The following is a 15,684-nucleotide window of genomic DNA, read 5'->3' as shown; positions in this document are numbered from 1 at the left end:
CGGAACGTGTATTTTTTGTATCGTTCAGTAGGTGAAATAGATGTAAGCCGCCTTGGCTTTTTCCGCTTTCTCGATCTTCGTGACGTAGCAGACCGGCATGGTCTGATCCATATAGGTTTCGATTTTCACTTTTCCGGTCACCCATACCCAGTCGTTGTCCTTGTATTGGGACGCCTCGCCGCTCCGGCAGAGGATTCCGCAGGGCTGAAGGTCGGCGGTGCAGCAGACCATCGCGTACCGCACCGGCACGATTTCATTTTTTGCAAATCCGTCCATCCGGAAGACCTGCCCCTTGAATCTCAGGGTTTTCCCCTCGTATTTCTCCATGTCCTTGTTGATGTCCTGATACCAGGCGGCGAACTGCTCGTCGCTGATGCTTGTGACCCCGCTGGCGTCCTCCTGCGGCAGGGCGGAGGAGGACGGGCCGGTGGTGGAAACGGCCTGGGAAGAAGCGGCGGCGCTTTTTCCGGAGGGCGGCGCGGCGCTTTGAGCGGCCGCCGTACTCCCGAAGGAAACCGCCCTGCTCTGTACGGCCCCGGCGGGGATCAGCAGCACGGAAAAGATCGGGATCAGGAAGAGCAGGAATCTCGCCGGCCTCGCGTTGTGCCTCGGCCGGAGGGAACCGGACAGCAAAAGCAGGGAAATGACGAACAGGGCGCAGGAGGAAAACCAAAGATAGCCGTTGATGCGGGGATGCACATACTCCGACGCCCGGCCCGAAATCAGCGCGTAAAGCAGCAGGACCGACAGGGAAAGACAGATCAGCGCTTCCAGCAGCACTTCCGGATTGATTTTTCTTCTCATAGCGATCCCCCCTTGAACAGCAGGGAAAACAGCAGGAACACGGGAACCGCGATCCCCAGCAGAATCCCCGCCAGGCGTGCGACGAATTTCTTTTGAAAGCTGCCGCTCAGCATCAGAAGGTTGGACAAGTCCAGCATGGGCCCCATCACGATAAAGCCCATCACGGCGGGGGCCGGAAACAGATTCAGAAAGCTCCTGCCGATGAACGCGTTGGCTGTGGAGCAGACCGACAGGAAAAAAGCGGCCAGAAGCATCAGGAAAACCGGAAGAACGGCGGCGGAGCCGGAATGGAGGAAGAGCGACGCGGGCACGGTCTGCTGCAGGACGGCGCAGAGAAGGGAGCCTCCGATAATATAACGCCCCATGCTCAGGAATTCCTGTCCCGCGGTGATGAATACGGATTCCATCCGGCCCGCCCTTCCCGTGTGGCGCGGAGCGCATCCGTCGGCCCCGCAGGAGCAGGCCGCGGCCGCGCGGGAGGAGAGGACGTCCGCGGACCTGAAGCGGAAGAGGCTCAGCAGAATGCCGGCAGCCAGCGCGATCAGCGCTCCCAGGCCGATCCGGTACAAAGCGTATTGAGGCTGCCCCGGGAAAGCGTACAGCGTCGAGAGAATGGTGACGGGGTTCACCGCAGGCGCGGCGAGCATGAAAACCATCGCCTGGGGGAGGGGCACGCCCTTCTGCGCCAAGCGGGAGGCGATCGGCACGATGCCGCAGTCGCAGATCGGGAAAAAGACGCCGAGAACGGCGGCGAGGGGAAATCCCAGCAGCGGATGCTTCGCAAACAGCCGCACCAGCGATTCGTCCGGGACATACACCTGCAGCAGGGCGGAGACAAACGCGCCGATCAGCAAAAACGGGACCGCCTGCATCAGGATCCCGATAAAGATCATCTGAACGCTTTGAACGGCCGTATACAGATCCGGGTACCTGGGAATCTGCGTCAGGAAGAAAAGGATGACGGCCGCCAGGACGGCGACCTCCAGCTCGCCGATTTTCTGCCATTTGCCTGCCTCTTTTACCTGCTCCGGATCAAGAACCTGAGACAGGTATTTTTCTGTTGACGGGCCGTCGGTACAGATCGCCGCCGACCGGTTGACGCCGCCGACCGCCGACCGCAGCGGCGATTCCGGCCCGGAGCCGCGGTTCGCGCACACCGCGTCCGCGTTGCCGAGCTGGCTGAGCATCAGGCTCCCCGCGTTTTTCCAATAGGAGCCGAACGTGGAGGCGTCCGCGCAGAACAGGATCCGGTCGATGCGGTAGCCCTTCGGCATCCGGACGCTCAGCAGCCGCTCCATCGGCCAGGTCCCGTTGTATTCGATCAGGATCAGGTCCGGATGGAGCTCCGACCGGATTTTGAAGAACAGTTCCGCGCAGATTTTGGAAGGGCTCTCCAACTGGTCCAGAAGCACGTCCCCGTTTTTCATCCGGGAAGCGTCGAATCCCGCCGCCCCGTCCTCGCATTGGAGAATCAGGATGCGGCGGTAGCTCCCCATATAGTCCTGTTCCAGGACATGCTGGAGCAGCGTTGTCTTTCCGCTCCCCAGGAATCCGCAGACCACTTCGATCCTCGTCATGGGTCCACCTGAAACAGCGCGGCCAGCCCGCGCCGGTCCAGTCCTTTCCCGATGACGCAGAGCCGTCCGGTGAATTCCGGCTTTGCTTCCTGAAATCCGGATTCCTCCGGGACGTAATCGAACTGAACCCAGCGGCCGTCCCGGACGGGCAGGATTCCTTTCGCCCGCAGCACTTCGCCGCATTGAGGCAGCTTTTTCATCGCCTCGCGCAGCCTGTCCCGGTCGAAGACCTTCGGCGTTTCCCTGCTCCACACCTGAAACGCTTCGTCCGCGTCGTGATGGTGGTGATGGTGTTCCTCTTCGGCGGACTCGAAATCCTCCCGGCTGATCAGTGCCTTTGCTCCCTTTTCGGCGACGGAGAGGATTTCCGCGCCGCTGAGCTGGTCCCAGGGGGTTGTGATGACCGCCGCTCTTTCGTTGCGGCCTTTTATTTCCCTCGCGATATCGCTCAGCTCTTCCGGATCGGCGTTCTGCGTGCGGCTGAAAAGGATCGTTTCCGCGTGGTCGATCTGGTCGAGAAAAAATTCGGAAAAATTTTTTGCGTACATCCTGTATTTCTGGGCGTCCACGACCGTGACGCACAGGTCGATCCGTCCCTGTTCCCGCAGCGCGGTTTTGCGGCAGACCGGAAGAATGTCGGACAGCTTGCCGACGCCGGACGGCTCGATCAGGATCCGCTCCGGGCGGTACTTCCGGACCACGTCCTTCAGCGCCGCGTGAAAGTCCCCGGCCAGCGTGCAGCAGATGCAGCCGGAATTGATCTCCCGCACACGGATTCCCGACTGCTTCAAAATGGTTCCGTCAATGCCGATTTCTCCGAATTCGTTCTCGATCAGGACGATCTTTTCGTCCGACAGCGCCTCTTTCAGCAGCTTCCGGATCAGCGTCGTCTTTCCGGCGCCGAGAAAGCCGGAGATGATGCCTATCTGCGTATCCATAAAAAAGTTCCTCCGCGGGGCAATGATTTTGAGCTTATCTTAGTCGGAATCAGGCGGATTGTCAACCTCGCCCTGTCCGGGTGCGCGGCCGGACCGCAGTCTGTTTTCCGGCGGCCGACAGCTTTTTCACCAAGATCACGATCATGAGGACGGCGACGGAAAGGAGAGCGGAAAATCCGCCCGGCGCCACATTGAGATAGTAGGACAGGAACAGCCCCAGAAGGACGTCCGTCATGCTGAACAGGATCGAACAGAACAGCGTGGTCCGGAATCCTTTCCCAAGCTGCAGCGCCGTCGCGACCGGGAGGGCGATCATGGAACTCAGAACGAGGACGCCCACGATGCGGATGGAAACGGCGATGGCGGCCGCGACCAGGATCGAGAAGATGTAATTGATCAGCTGGACTCTGACGCCGGCGACTTTCGCCGCCTCCTCGTCGTAGGCGATATAGATCATCTGATCATACAGGAGAAAAATCGTGACGACGGAGATCATGCTGAGCGCGAAAACAGTGACAAGGTCCGACTTCGTCACGGTCAGAACGCTCCCGAACAGGAAAGAGTCCACATTGGCGTGGGCTTTTCCGGAACTGATAATGGTGATCGCCGTTCCGACGCTGAGCGCAAGCACGATGGTGAGGATCAGGTCGGTGTGTTTTTTGAAATACCTGCGGAGGAATTCAATGAGCGCGCCGCAGAAGGAAGTAAAGAGGAATGCGCCGATCAATGGGCTGCGGCCCAGCAGCAGCCCGAGCGCGATGCCGGCCAGAGAGGAGTGGGAGAGCGTGTCTCCGATCATGGAATAGCGCCGCAGCACCAGGAAAATCCCGATGCTCGGGCAAAGAATGGAAATAAAGAAAGAAACGAACAAGGCATTTTTCATGAAGGCGTACTGCAGCATCTTATGAATTCCTTTCCCGTGATCTCAAAAATTCGGACGCGTATTTTTCCGGCGTGCAGGAGTGCCCCTTTCCGCCGGCCAGATGATAGATCCGGGTGGAATTGGCCACGGCCGCGTCCAGGTTGTGTTCGACGGACACGATGGTGATGCCTCTGTTCCGGTTCAGGCGGCTCAGAAAGCCGTAGATTTCCTTTTGGCCCTGAAGGTCTACCCCCGTCGAGGGTTCGTCCAGGATCAGCAGATCCGGGTTCCCCATGAGGGCCCGCGCAAGCAGGACCTTCTGCTGCTGCCCGCCCGAAAGCGCTCCGATCAGCGCGTTTCGGTACGGGCTCATTCCCACAAGGCCGAGGGCCTGATCCACCGTGCCTTTCTTTTTGATTTTCAAAAGCCTGCGGTAGGAATTCAACAGCTCGCCCACCGTGATCGGAAAGCCGGAATTGACAAAATCGCTTTTCTGCGGGACATAGCCGATCCTTTTCGCGCTGGAAGAAACGGATCCTTTCGTCGGCTTGAGAAATCCCAGGATCAATCGGATGAAGGTGCTTTTGCCGCATCCGTTTTCCCCCATGACGGAAATATATTCGCCGTCCCGGATGGTCAGATCGATTCCGTCGAGAACGTAGGGGGGAGAGCCCGTATAGGAAAAATACAGATGATTTGCCTGAATCATGCGAATCTCAATTTCCCTTCCAAAAAAATCTTGACAAATGAAATGGTGCTGACTTATATTATAAACGCAAATGCAAATCATTTGCAAGTAGAATTTAGACGGAGGATGAAAAAATGAGAAAGAAAATGATTCCGTTTGCGCTTTGCATGGTTTCGCTCCTGCTTTTTTCCGCATGCGGCGGCGGGCAGCCGAAAGAGAGCTCGGGGGGCAGCGAAACGTCAAGCGGCAGTGAGAAAATCCAGGTGTCCGTGACATTCGACGCCATGAAGGAATTCACGGAGGCCGTCGGAAAAGACAGAGTGAAAATCTCAACCATCATCCCGGACGGCACGGAGCCGCATGACTTTGAGCCGAAAGCGCAGGATATCGCCGGGCTGAGCACGGCGCAGGTTTTTGTCTACAACGGCTTTGGGATGGAATCGTGGGCTGAAAAGGCGGTCGAAGCCGCAGACAACAAAAATCTGATTGCGGTCGAAGCTTCAAAAGGCGCAACTCCGATCCAGAATACGGACCCGGATGAGATCAAGGAGCACGGCCAATACGATCCGCATCTGTGGATCAGCCTGAAAGGCGCGGAAGTCGAGGCGAAAAACATCCGGGACGCGCTGGCGAAGGCGGACCCCACCGACAAGGCTTATTTCGATCAGAACTGCAACGATTTTATCTCGCAGCTTGAAAGCCTTTACTCGGAGTACAATCAGAAATTTCGGTCGGACCAGACCAAGAGCTTTGTCACCGGCCACGCCGCTTTCGCTTATTTGTGCCGGGATTTCGGCCTGAGCCAGAACAGCGTGGAAGACGTTTTCGCGGAAGGCGAGCCCAGCGCGAAGAAACTGGCGGAGCTGGTGGATTACTGCAAAGACAACCATGTGAAAACGATCTTTGTGGAAGATATGGTCAGCCCCGCCGTGTCACAGACGCTGGCCGACCAGGTCGGCGCCGAAGTCGAGCAGATCTACACGATCGAGAGCAGCGAGGACGGCATGACCTACCTCGACCGCATGAAGGCCAATCTGGACGAAATCAGCGGCAGTCTTTCAAAGTGAAAAACCGCGCCGGCATGGAAGCGCTGACCGGCGGCCCGTGCCTTACGGCCAAAATCGTTCGCGCTTTCAATTGCGGATAAACTGATTCTTTTTCTTTGCCGTATCAGGGACCGCTGTTAGACGAAGGCTGGTCAGCAGATCCTTTTTCTCGCTTGAATGATATTTGTAATGTAATGAAAGAATAGAAGTTGAGCAGAATAACGTGCGTCGGTTCCTTTCCGTGGGGAAGGCTTCTCTTTTACGGGCTTCCGGAAATAAAATGCAGAAAAGCTCTTGACTTGGAGTGAACTCCAGATGCTACACTGTCCTTAAACGGCTTTTGCAAGCGGCCGGAATCATTCAAAATGAGCTTGGAAGTTAAAACGGGAAAGAGGGCTTGGAATGAAAAAATTGGGATTCGGTCTGATGCGTCTGCCGCTGAAAAACAAGAACGATCAGGCAAGCGTCGACCTGGATGAGATGAAGCGGATGGTGGACGCGTTTCTTGAAAGAGGCTTTACCTATTTTGACACTGCTTACATGTACCACAATTTTCAAAGCGAAATTGCCGCCCGGGAAGCGCTTGTGAAAAGGCATCCCCGCGGCAGTTTCACGCTGACCTCGAAGATGCCAACGATGTTCCTGAAAACGAAAGAGGATATGGAGCGCATTTTCAATGAGCAGCTTGAAAAGTGCGGCGTGGAGTATTTCGATTATTACCTGCTTCACAATCTCAATGTAAACCATTACGCCATCGCGCAGAAACTTGACAGTTTCGCGTTTATCCAGAAAAAGAAACAGGAGGGGAAAGTACGGAAAATAGGTTTTTCCTACCATGACAATGCCGGTCTGCTCGACGAGATATTGACCGCCCACCCCGAAGTCGACGTGGTGCAGATCCAGCTCAACTACCTGGACTGGAACAGCGAGAGCGTCCAGTCGCGCAAATGCTATGAAGTAGTGAGAAAGCATAAGAAGGATCTGATCGTCATGGAGCCGGTCAAGGGCGGCACGCTGGCCAATATTCCGGAAGAGGCTGTAAAGCTTTTCAGGGATTGCGCGCCGGACCGTTCCGTCCCTTCCTGGGCGATCCGGTTTGCCGCGAGCCACGACGGCGTTATAGTCGTTCTCAGCGGGATGAGCAATATGGAGCAGCTTCTTGACAACACCGGCTACATGCAGAATTTTGTGCCGATGACGGAGGAAGAATTCGGCATTGTGGGCCGGGCCGTCGATATTATTTGCGCTTCCATCGCCATTCCGTGCACCGCCTGCGGGTATTGCGTGGCCGGGTGTCCCCAAAAGATCGCGATCCCAAAATATTTTGACCTGTATAACGCGGAGAAAAGATCGAAAATCCGAGGTTTTTCCGTTCAGAGCGTTTATTACGGCAATTACGCGCAGACCTATGGGAAAGCGTCCGAATGCGTCAAATGCGGGCAATGCGAAAAGCAGTGTCCGCAGCATCTGCCGATTCCCACCCTGCTTGAGCTTGTGGCGGAAACCTTTGAGCATCGGCAATGATTCGGTCCTTTCGGGATGCTTCCCGCCGCCGCGCCGGATTTTGCCCGCGGGCCGGGCGGAACGCGGTCCCCTCTCATGCCGGGATCCGCTTCGGATGAGAAAAGAGACATAAACTGAAAGAAAGGGATGGCAATGCGATGAAAGTTCTATTGGTAAACGGCAGCCCTCACGCGAAGGGCTGCACCTATACCGCTCTTGCGGAAGTCGCGAAAACCCTGAACGAAGAACACATAACAACCGAAATTTTTCAGATCGGCACGAAGCCCGTATCGGGCTGTATCGCGTGCGGGCACTGTCAGAAATACGGAACGTGCGTATTTGACGATTGTGTCAACGAATTTGTGGCGCTTGCGAAAGACGCTGACGGCTTCGTGTTCGGATCCCCTGTACATTACGCGGCGGCCAGCGGGGCAATCACGTCGTTTTTGGATCGGGTCTTCTATTCCAATGCAAGTTCCGGCCAGAATGTTTTCTATCTGAAACCGGCCGCCTGCGTCGTTTCCGCCAGGCGCGCGGGAACGACCGCCGCGTTTGAACAGCTCAATAAGTATCTTACCATATCTGAAATGCCGGTCATTTCGTCGCGCTATTGGAATATGGTGCATGGGATTTCACCGGACGACGTAAAGAAGGATTTGGAAGGGCTTCAAGTCATGCGTATTCTGGGCAGAAATATAGCCTGGTTTTTGAAATGCAAGGAAGCGGGGATCAAAGCCGGGATCCCATTTCCTAAACAGGAGGAGCACATAGCTACCAATTTTGTCCGCTAGCGTTTTTTCAATGGATTGACTGATTGGAGGCGTCCGATGACAATCGCTGAAGTTAGCAAAAGATGCAGTTTAACTCCCGATACTCTTCGTTACTACGAACGGGTCGGACTCATTCCCAGCGTGAACCGCACGGCGGGCGGAATCCGCGATTACCTGGAAGAGGATTGCAGGTGGATCGAGTTTATAAAATGCATGCGCAATGCGGGACTGCCGATTGAGGTTCTGATTGAATACGTCAGGCTGTTTCAACAGGGAGACAAAACAATGGCGGCCCGAAAGGCATTGCTGGTGGATCAACGGGACCGGTTGATTCAAAGAATCACGGAAATGCAGGAAACGCTGGAACGTCTGAACGGCAAGATTGAACGATATAACAATCAGGTTCTTCCATGCGAGCATGAACTGAAAAGGAAACCGGGTTAACCGTAAGGAAGACAGGGGGGCCGCCCCTGTCTTCCTTACGGTATTTAATATTTTATAACTTCGATTCCAAGAATTTCCGCAACCTGTGTCATAATATCCGCGACGTCGTCCCACACAATGCTGTAATGGTGCGGAACTCCGTTTTTCAGGATCGCTTCCATGATCCGGCTGACCGGTGCGTCGGGGACAACGTTGATCATGCAGCCCGGCGTGTAAAGGTCCGTCTTTGACGCGGTTCCGCGAATCAGGAACAGCTTGTAGGCACCGTCGATGTTGCAGAATCTTGAGATGGTGACAGGGCCTTCTTTCAGAGCCGTATAGAATGCGGTTCCCTGTCCCGCCAAAGGATGGTCGCCCATTTTTGTCGGGTAGCCGGGATGGTGAAGCGACGGCGCGGCGTTGCCGCAATGCCAGAAAGTCAAAGTGTTTTCCTTCTCGTGCAGATCGATCATGTCGGTGATAAAATTCGCGTGTCCCGTAATGCCGTTCTGCGCGATCATGGAAAGGGCGGCGTCGACGTCGCCTTCGCAGGCAATGTTGATATTTGCGTCGGCAAGACGCCCGAGGACCGCGCAGGGGGTCGTTTTCAGATTCCCCATTTCCGGCCAGCATTTAATCGCGCAGTAGTCGTAACCCTCCCGCTGAACCAGATTTTTCAGAGCCAGGTAAAGCTTGGAATGATTTTCCTTATATTCCTGCGGGAGAGTATCGACCATGGAGAAAGTATCGCGAACCAGCTGCTGGTCTTTCTCCAGCTCTTTCGGGTCCGTTTTTTCCATTTCATCGAAGACGGTTTTCAAATCGGTTTCTTCCATCCGGATGCCGAAAGTCCGGCGGATCAGCCCTTCATCAAAAGCGGAATTGTAAAAAGCGGTAGGGCGGTAACCGAACAATCCCAGAACCGTGTGGCGCATCTTTTTGACCACGGCATAGGCGTTGACAACGGAGAGCACCCTGGAGACTGCCTCCGGTTCCTCCAGATTGCCGTAAACCGGATAGCAGGTATGTCCCAGCCGATGCATGGAGGCGCTGTTCATGGTCAGCGCGACCAGCGCGTTGGACAGCAGGCGCCCTCCGCCAAGCTCCGGTTCCCGGGGTGCCCAGAGGATCAGCGGCACGTTCAGGCTGTCCGCGATTCCCGTGCACACGTCGTCCCCGGTGAAGGCTCCGTACAGCATAATCACCAGGTCCGCGCCCTTTGCTCTGAGCGTGTCGATCGCGGTGTCGATCCGCTCCGTGGAGTCAATCAGCGTGTCGAAAGTAATCAGGTTGACCTGTGAAAGCTTTTCGTTTAAAAACGCTCCGTAACGTTCCATCCTCTTTTGCGGTGTTTCGCGGGGCCATCTGCCGGAAACGGTTGTGATAAATCCAACGTTCAGTGTGGTCTTCATGTGCATGCTGTCCTTTCCTGATATACATACGAATGTACATTCGCTGAAAAAACTCGCCCATACCAAACTGCATGAGCGATTCTTTCGACTCATTTTACCCCCGTTTTACCGTCAATGTCAATAGCATTTGCACAAAGAACCGTATTTTTTTGTGAATTGAGGGCTGCGGCTTGAAAGAAATTTTCAATCATCATGTGGTCTCCCGTTCGATCAAGGTGGTTTCCACCATTTTGCCGGCGGTATCCTTGCCCGCGATCATGTCGTCCAGCATTGTAATGATGCAGCGGGCGATTTCTTTCCGGTTGATTTGCACGGTTGAAAGTTTGGGCTGAAGAAACTGGCTGAATTCGGAATTGTCAAACCCCATAATGGCGATATCGTCCGGAATCCTGAGGCCGCAGCGTTTGACCGCTTCCATCGCAACCGCCGCCATATAGTCGTTTCTGCAGACCATGGCGTCAAGTTTCAATCCGCTTTTCAGTTTTTGTTCGATTCCGTCCGCCAGGGCTTCCCTTGTCGCAAAACCGGTGAAAAACTGCTCCGCTTCATCGAAGGGGAGACCGCTTTTTTCCATTTGAAGGCGAAAACCGCGGTAACGCAGGTCGCGCATGGTGCTGAAATGATTCCGGGTGCTGGTGCGGTCGATATAGGCGATTTTCGTGCGGCCCTTTTTCACCATCAGCTTGACGACATTCTCCATGCCGTTCTTCATTCCGATATGAACGATTCCGGCGCGCGGGTCCACATCGGAGTAATCCCGGTTCCCCAGCAGGACCACATGGACGCCGTAATCCATAAACCGCGCGATGTATTCCTCGCCGAAACTGACGGAGCTGATGACCACTCCGTCGATCTGCCGGCTGATGATATGAGTAACGAAATCCATGTCGTTGCGGTCCCTCATCAGCGAAATCAGGTAGCCTTTGTCATAGGCAAACTGATCCATTTCCTCTACAATTCTTCCGAAATGCTCATTTGCGATGCTGTCCGCGATAAAAAGGATGTGGTTGCTGCGCTTTCCTTTCAGCCCGCGGGCCATCGTGTTGGGCACGTAATGCAGCTTTCGCATCGCGTCCAGTACGCGCTCCCGCTTCTCCTTCGCGACGTAACGGTTGTTGTTCATGACATAGGAAACGATCGTTTCCGTTACGCCGGCATATTCCGCGACGTCTTTTCTGGTGACTAATTTTTTCTCCATACCAAAGAGGCCCCTTCTATCCTTTTATCTCGATCGTCTGTTCACAGGAAAAAGTTTTACCGCCGTCGAGTGCGACGATCCCCTTCTTGCGGCGGAAATCCCCTTCCGCTTCCTTTTCATCCGGGATTCCGTACCAGGGCTCGATGCAGACGAAGGGCCTTGCCTCATGGCTGATCCAGATCGCGAGATAGGGGAAACCTGCAATTCCGACCTGAATTGATTTTCCGGCCCTGCGGTCCTGAAGCTCGAGGGACCGCGAACGGAAATTCTCCAGAATGCACGTGCCGGGAAAACAGGAAGCAAACAGACCGACATTGCGCTCGTTCTGAAGAAAAGGCTCCGTTTTTCCCGTAAGGAAGCCATCCTCCTGCGGAAGTCGGGGAATTGTCTCTTCTTTTTCAAAAACCAGCGTGCAGTCGCGGGCATTCGAGTGATCCGAAAGAGGCAAACGGTATCCGGTGTGGTAGCCGATGGAAAAAGGCATGCCGGCACCGCCGTGATTTTCTACTTCATATCGGCACCGAAGAATTTTTCCCTCCAGAATGTAGCTGGTGTACAAAGTGAAGGAAAACGGATACATGATTTTCGTTTCCGGGCTGTCTGAGAAACAGAATGTAACACGGTCCTTTTTCAGATCTGAAACCTGATGTTCGTAATCGCGCGCAAAGCCGTGCATCGGGATGGAATACCTTTTGCCGTCGATCCTTGCGGCGCCGCCCCTGAGCCTTCCGCACACAGGGAACAGGATCGGGGCGCGGCGCGGCCAGACGCTCTCTTTTTCCTCTTTTCCCTGCCATAGGAATTCGTGCCCCGAAGATTTTTCGACGACGGACCACAGTTCAGACCCCAAAGGGTTCACTTCGACCCGGTAGAATTCGTTTTCTATTGTGACCAAAAAAGGCACCTCGGCTTTCTTTTGTAATCACGTATGTACTTTTACTCGATTATAAATTATAAAATGTCCTTCGTCAAATATTTTTGCTCAGGGTGAAGACAGGGCGGAATAACAGCGGGAAAACCAAAGCTCAATCGCAACATATTTTTTTAAATATTTATAAAAATATTATTGACAATGACCTATCGTTCGCATATAATAAAAAACACAGGATGTACACACGTGTTTATGATCCGGCTTGGCCGTATTAGATAGACTGCGGGGTGTATATCGCGAATGGTCCTGAATTATTTTTATGGGAGGAATACGAATGAAAAAACTCATCGCATCTTTGCTGTCTGCAGCGATCCTGCTCGGCACGGCCGCATGCGGTGGCGCTCCTTCTTCTTCGGCCCCGGCTTCGTCTGCAGCGGGCGGCGGTTCGTCGTCAATGGAAGAGCCCACGGAAAAGGTAACGATCAAATTTGCGAATCATATGGTGCTTGAAAACGGCACAAAGGATTTCTGGGAAAAATTCAAGTCCGATTTTGAAACGAAACACCCCAATATTACACTGGAATATGTCACTGCGCCCTATGACCAGATTCTGAATACCGTCATCAATATGGCGGGCGGCGGGGACAAGGTGGATATTTTTCTTGGCGAGACGTCCTGGACGCCGACCGTGGAAGAGTCCGGACTTGCGGTGCCGGTGAAGAACATTGTCGGGGATCAGATGGTCGCCGATGTCCTGCCGGGCGTTGCAAAGGCGCATATGATCGACGGCGATCTGTACGCGCTGCCGCTGTACATGACTCCGTTCGTCCTGTTCTACAACAAGGACCTGTTCAAGCAGGCCGGCCTGGACCCGGACACTCCCCCGAAGACCTATGACGAGATGCTGAAAATGGCGGAAAAGCTCTCGAAGCTGAAAACGAAGGACGGCAATACGGTTTATGCTTTCGGCCAGACGACCGCATCCGTGGCGATTTCCGGCGCTTCCCTGACCTCGATGGTGTACAATTTCGGCGGACGCGTCCTGAATGACGACGGAACGCTGGCCACCGACAATGCGGCTTTTAAAGACGCGTTCAGCATGCTGAAAACGCTGGATGAGAAAAAATACAATCCTCAGAATGCCAAGCTGAAGGACCTGCGCAACCTGTTTGCCCTTGGACAGCTGGCCATGTACTACGATCAGTCGTGGGGCTACAGCGGGATTCAGTCGATCAATTCCAACGCGGCCGACTTCACGGCCACCGCGGCCCCGCTTTCGGGAGGCTCCGGCAAGGGTGAGAGCGTCGTCAGTTCGCATTGCCTGTTCCTGATGGATAACGGAGACGCGCGCAAGAAAGCGTCCGCGATCCTGATCAAAGAGCTGATCAATGCCGATACGCTGGGCGACTTCATGTCCAAAGTGAACCTCGCCTATCCCGCGTACACTTCCATGAAGGATATGCAGGCGATCAAAGACAGCCCCGTTCTCAAGGGTGCCCTCGGCAGCCTTGACTGCGTGCAGCCTACCACGTTTGTTCCGGCACTGAACGATTTGAATCTGGAGCTCTGCACCTTTGCCCAGGGCCTTACGGTCGGAAAAAAGACCTTTGACTCTGCTTATCCCGGCTTCAAATCCGCCGCTCAGAAGATCCTTCAGCAATAAGGAAACCGCGGGCATAACGAAACCTGATATACCCTAAGAAGCAGATCCCGCCGTATCCGCCAAATACAGAGCGTGGATGCGGCGGTTTTTTCTGCTGACAGTGTGGAAACGGAGTGTGTGATGATGAAAAACAAATCCGCGAGCCGGAGGCTGCCGGCGAATACGGCGGATATCGCTTTCTCGCTGACTTTGTCGGCGCCCGCCATGTTGATGACAATCGTTTTCATCCTTTTTCCGGTTGTCGATTCCGTTTATAAAAGTCTGCTGACGTTCAAGGTCAGCAACATCATTTCCGGAAAACCCGGAACCTGGAACAATTTTCAAAACTACATCCGCCTTTTTCAGAACAATAAACTGGTCCCTTCCATTATCACTACATTTTCGTTTGTCGCCGTTGTTGTCATTTTCCAGTTTGTTCTGGGAATGAGCCTTGCGCTGATCCTGAACTCCAGTATCCGCGGCAGCCGGTTCCTGCGAAGCGTTATGATGATTCCCTGGGTGGTGCCGACCGTGATTTCCGCCCTGGTTTGGATGTGGATTTATCAGCCTCAGTACGGGCTTCTCAAATACTTTGTTTCTCTGATGGGCATCAACGATTTCGCCATTCTGAACAACCCCTCCACGGCGCTTTGGGGCGTGGTGGTCGCCGCCCTTTGGAAGCAGATCCCGCTGACGACCCTGCTGCTGCTTGCCGGACTGCAGAACGTTCCGAGCGACATGCTGGAAGCGGCGACGGTTGACGGGGCCAGCGGCGCCCGGCGTTTTTTCTCCGTTGTCTTTCCCTCCATGAAGAGCGTCGTCAAAATCACGCTCACGATGGCGATCATCGAAAATTTCAAGCAGTTCCCGCTGGTATGGACCATGACGGGCGGCGGCCCGCAGGACGCAACCACGACCCTTGCCATCCTCAGTTACCGGGAAGCGTTTGTCTCCAACAATTTCGGTTCCGGTGCCGCGGTCACAACGGTTTGGATGTTCCTGATGATGATCGTTGTTTTCTTCTACAATAAATTTATGGGTTCCAGCGATGTGGATTAAGGGGTGACGGCACGATGAAATTATCCGTAACAGGCAAAGTGCTCCGCGATGTGGTTCTGGTAATTATTTTATTATTTCTGCTCTTCCCGATCTTGTGGGTGTTTCTCACATCGCTGAAAACAAACATGGAGTCCTATCGATTTCCGCCTACTTTTCTGCCTGAAAAGGCGAGCCTTGCGAGCTATGTCAATCTTTTTACAAAGGACAATGCGTTTTTTGTCTATTACAAGAACAACTTTGTCGTTTCTTTCATTACGGCGCTTGTGACGACGGTTTTTGCAATTCTCGCCGGGTATGCCCTTTCCCGGTTCCATTTTAAATGGAACAAATGGCTGGTCGCCGCTCTGCTGACCTCCCAGATGTTCCCCGTGATCAGCCGGATGATCTCCCTGTACGATCTTCTGGGGAAAATCCACCTGATCAACACGCTCTTTGGACTGACCCTTGCGCTGATTGCCGCTCAGATTCCGTTCACCGTGATTCTGATGAGCAGCTTTTTCGACAGCGTCCCCATTGCCATTGAGGAAGCCGCGAGAATCGACGGGGCGGGGAGGTTCCAGATCCTGACGAGGATCGTCACTCCGCTGGTGAAGCCGGGGATGCTGGCTTCCGGCCTTTATGCGTTCCTGATGACCTGGGACGATTATCTGCATGCCATTACCCTGATCCAGACGGACAGCCTGCGGACTCTTTCGGCCGGCGTGGCGCTGCGTTACCTGGGCGAGCTGTCTTTCGACTGGTCCCTGATCAATTCGATCTCCATCGTTTCCATGCTTCCCATGATCATTTTGTTCTTCTTCTTCCAGAAATATATGGTCAGCGGCCTTGTCGCGGGCGCGGTCAAGGGCTGATTTGCAGATATTGCCCCGAAAAACATCGTGCCCGCAGAGA

15 protein-coding genes are annotated in these 15,684 nt (G+C 54.3%); 7 read left to right on the top strand and 8 right to left on the bottom strand.

The features are described from left to right. Positions 1–24: 24 nt before the first annotated feature. From VA597_RS13920 to VA597_RS13900, 5 genes are all read right to left on the bottom strand, one after another. On the bottom strand, positions 25–804 hold the full coding sequence (locus VA597_RS13920) for a TIGR03943 family putative permease subunit (protein ID WP_128743492.1): 780 nt from the start codon (positions 802–804) through the stop codon (positions 25–27). After that, a complete protein-coding gene (locus VA597_RS13915; RefSeq protein WP_326974769.1) occupies positions 801–2,381 on the bottom strand; it encodes a permease in 1,581 nt (526 codons plus the stop codon). Before VA597_RS13915 ends, VA597_RS13920 begins: the two co-directional genes overlap by 4 nt. Next, positions 2,378–3,319, bottom strand: coding sequence for a CobW family GTP-binding protein (locus VA597_RS13910; RefSeq protein ID WP_128743489.1), 942 nt, complete (start codon positions 3,317–3,319; stop codon positions 2,378–2,380). The genes VA597_RS13915 and VA597_RS13910 overlap by 4 nt, the downstream gene beginning before the upstream one ends. A gap of 61 nt (positions 3,320–3,380) precedes the next feature. Continuing rightward, entirely contained in the window at positions 3,381–4,220 is an 840-nt protein-coding gene (locus tag VA597_RS13905; protein WP_128743487.1) for a metal ABC transporter permease, read from the bottom strand. Position 4,221: 1 nt separating this feature from the next. After that, positions 4,222–4,890 carry a metal ABC transporter ATP-binding protein gene (locus VA597_RS13900; protein WP_128743485.1) on the bottom strand — a complete coding sequence of 223 codons (669 nt, stop codon included), beginning with the start codon at positions 4,888–4,890 and terminating at the stop codon, positions 4,222–4,224. 113 nt (positions 4,891–5,003) lie between these two features. Between VA597_RS13900 and VA597_RS13895 the strand changes: the two genes are divergently transcribed. The 4 genes from VA597_RS13895 (at position 5,004) to VA597_RS13880 (ending at position 8,632) form a co-directional block, all read left to right on the top strand. Then, positions 5,004–5,936 carry a metal ABC transporter solute-binding protein, Zn/Mn family gene (locus VA597_RS13895; protein ID WP_128743483.1) on the top strand — a complete coding sequence of 311 codons (933 nt, stop codon included), beginning with the start codon at positions 5,004–5,006 and terminating at the stop codon, positions 5,934–5,936. 381 nt (positions 5,937–6,317) lie between these two features. Then, a complete protein-coding gene (locus VA597_RS13890) occupies positions 6,318–7,439 on the top strand; it encodes an aldo/keto reductase (protein WP_128743482.1) in 1,122 nt (373 codons plus the stop codon). Positions 7,440–7,576: 137 nt separating this feature from the next. Then, a complete protein-coding gene (locus VA597_RS13885) occupies positions 7,577–8,209 on the top strand; it encodes a flavodoxin family protein (RefSeq protein ID WP_326974768.1) in 633 nt (210 codons plus the stop codon). Between the two features lie 36 nt (positions 8,210–8,245). Beyond that, a complete protein-coding gene (locus tag VA597_RS13880; protein WP_128743478.1) occupies positions 8,246–8,632 on the top strand; it encodes a MerR family transcriptional regulator in 387 nt (128 codons plus the stop codon). A gap of 44 nt (positions 8,633–8,676) precedes the next feature. Here VA597_RS13880 and VA597_RS13875 read toward each other — a convergent pair whose 3' ends face one another. The 3 genes from VA597_RS13875 to VA597_RS13865 all read right to left on the bottom strand — a co-directional run bounded on the left by VA597_RS13875 (position 8,677) and on the right by VA597_RS13865 (position 12,116). Beyond that, on the bottom strand, positions 8,677–10,023 hold the full coding sequence (locus tag VA597_RS13875; RefSeq protein ID WP_326974765.1) for an L-fucose/L-arabinose isomerase family protein: 1,347 nt from the start codon (positions 10,021–10,023) through the stop codon (positions 8,677–8,679). Positions 10,024–10,213: 190 nt separating this feature from the next. Continuing rightward, complete coding sequence (locus VA597_RS13870; protein ID WP_128743475.1) at positions 10,214–11,221, bottom strand: LacI family DNA-binding transcriptional regulator; 1,008 nt, start codon at positions 11,219–11,221, stop codon at positions 10,214–10,216. Between the two features lie 16 nt (positions 11,222–11,237). Further along, positions 11,238–12,116: an aldose 1-epimerase family protein gene (locus VA597_RS13865; protein WP_326974764.1), complete on the bottom strand. Its 879-nt coding sequence runs from the start codon at positions 12,114–12,116 to the stop codon at positions 11,238–11,240. Between the two features lie 310 nt (positions 12,117–12,426). On the opposite strand from VA597_RS13865, the gene VA597_RS13860 reads away from it, so the two are divergent. From VA597_RS13860 to VA597_RS13850, 3 genes are all read left to right on the top strand, one after another. Then, positions 12,427–13,755: an ABC transporter substrate-binding protein gene (locus VA597_RS13860; protein ID WP_128743471.1), complete on the top strand. Its 1,329-nt coding sequence runs from the start codon at positions 12,427–12,429 to the stop codon at positions 13,753–13,755. Positions 13,756–13,875: 120 nt separating this feature from the next. Beyond that, positions 13,876–14,793: a carbohydrate ABC transporter permease gene (locus tag VA597_RS13855; RefSeq protein WP_326974763.1), complete on the top strand. Its 918-nt coding sequence runs from the start codon at positions 13,876–13,878 to the stop codon at positions 14,791–14,793. A 14-nt stretch (positions 14,794–14,807) separates the two neighbouring features. Further along, positions 14,808–15,644 carry a carbohydrate ABC transporter permease gene (locus VA597_RS13850; protein ID WP_128743469.1) on the top strand — a complete coding sequence of 279 codons (837 nt, stop codon included), beginning with the start codon at positions 14,808–14,810 and terminating at the stop codon, positions 15,642–15,644. The last annotated feature ends 40 nt before the right edge of the window (positions 15,645–15,684 follow it).

Origin of the sequence: Caproicibacter sp. BJN0012 (assembly GCF_035986805.1) — a bacterium.
Taxonomy (GTDB): domain Bacteria; phylum Bacillota; class Clostridia; order Oscillospirales; family Acutalibacteraceae; genus Caproicibacter.
This window is presented reverse-complemented; position numbering and strand designations above follow the sequence as displayed.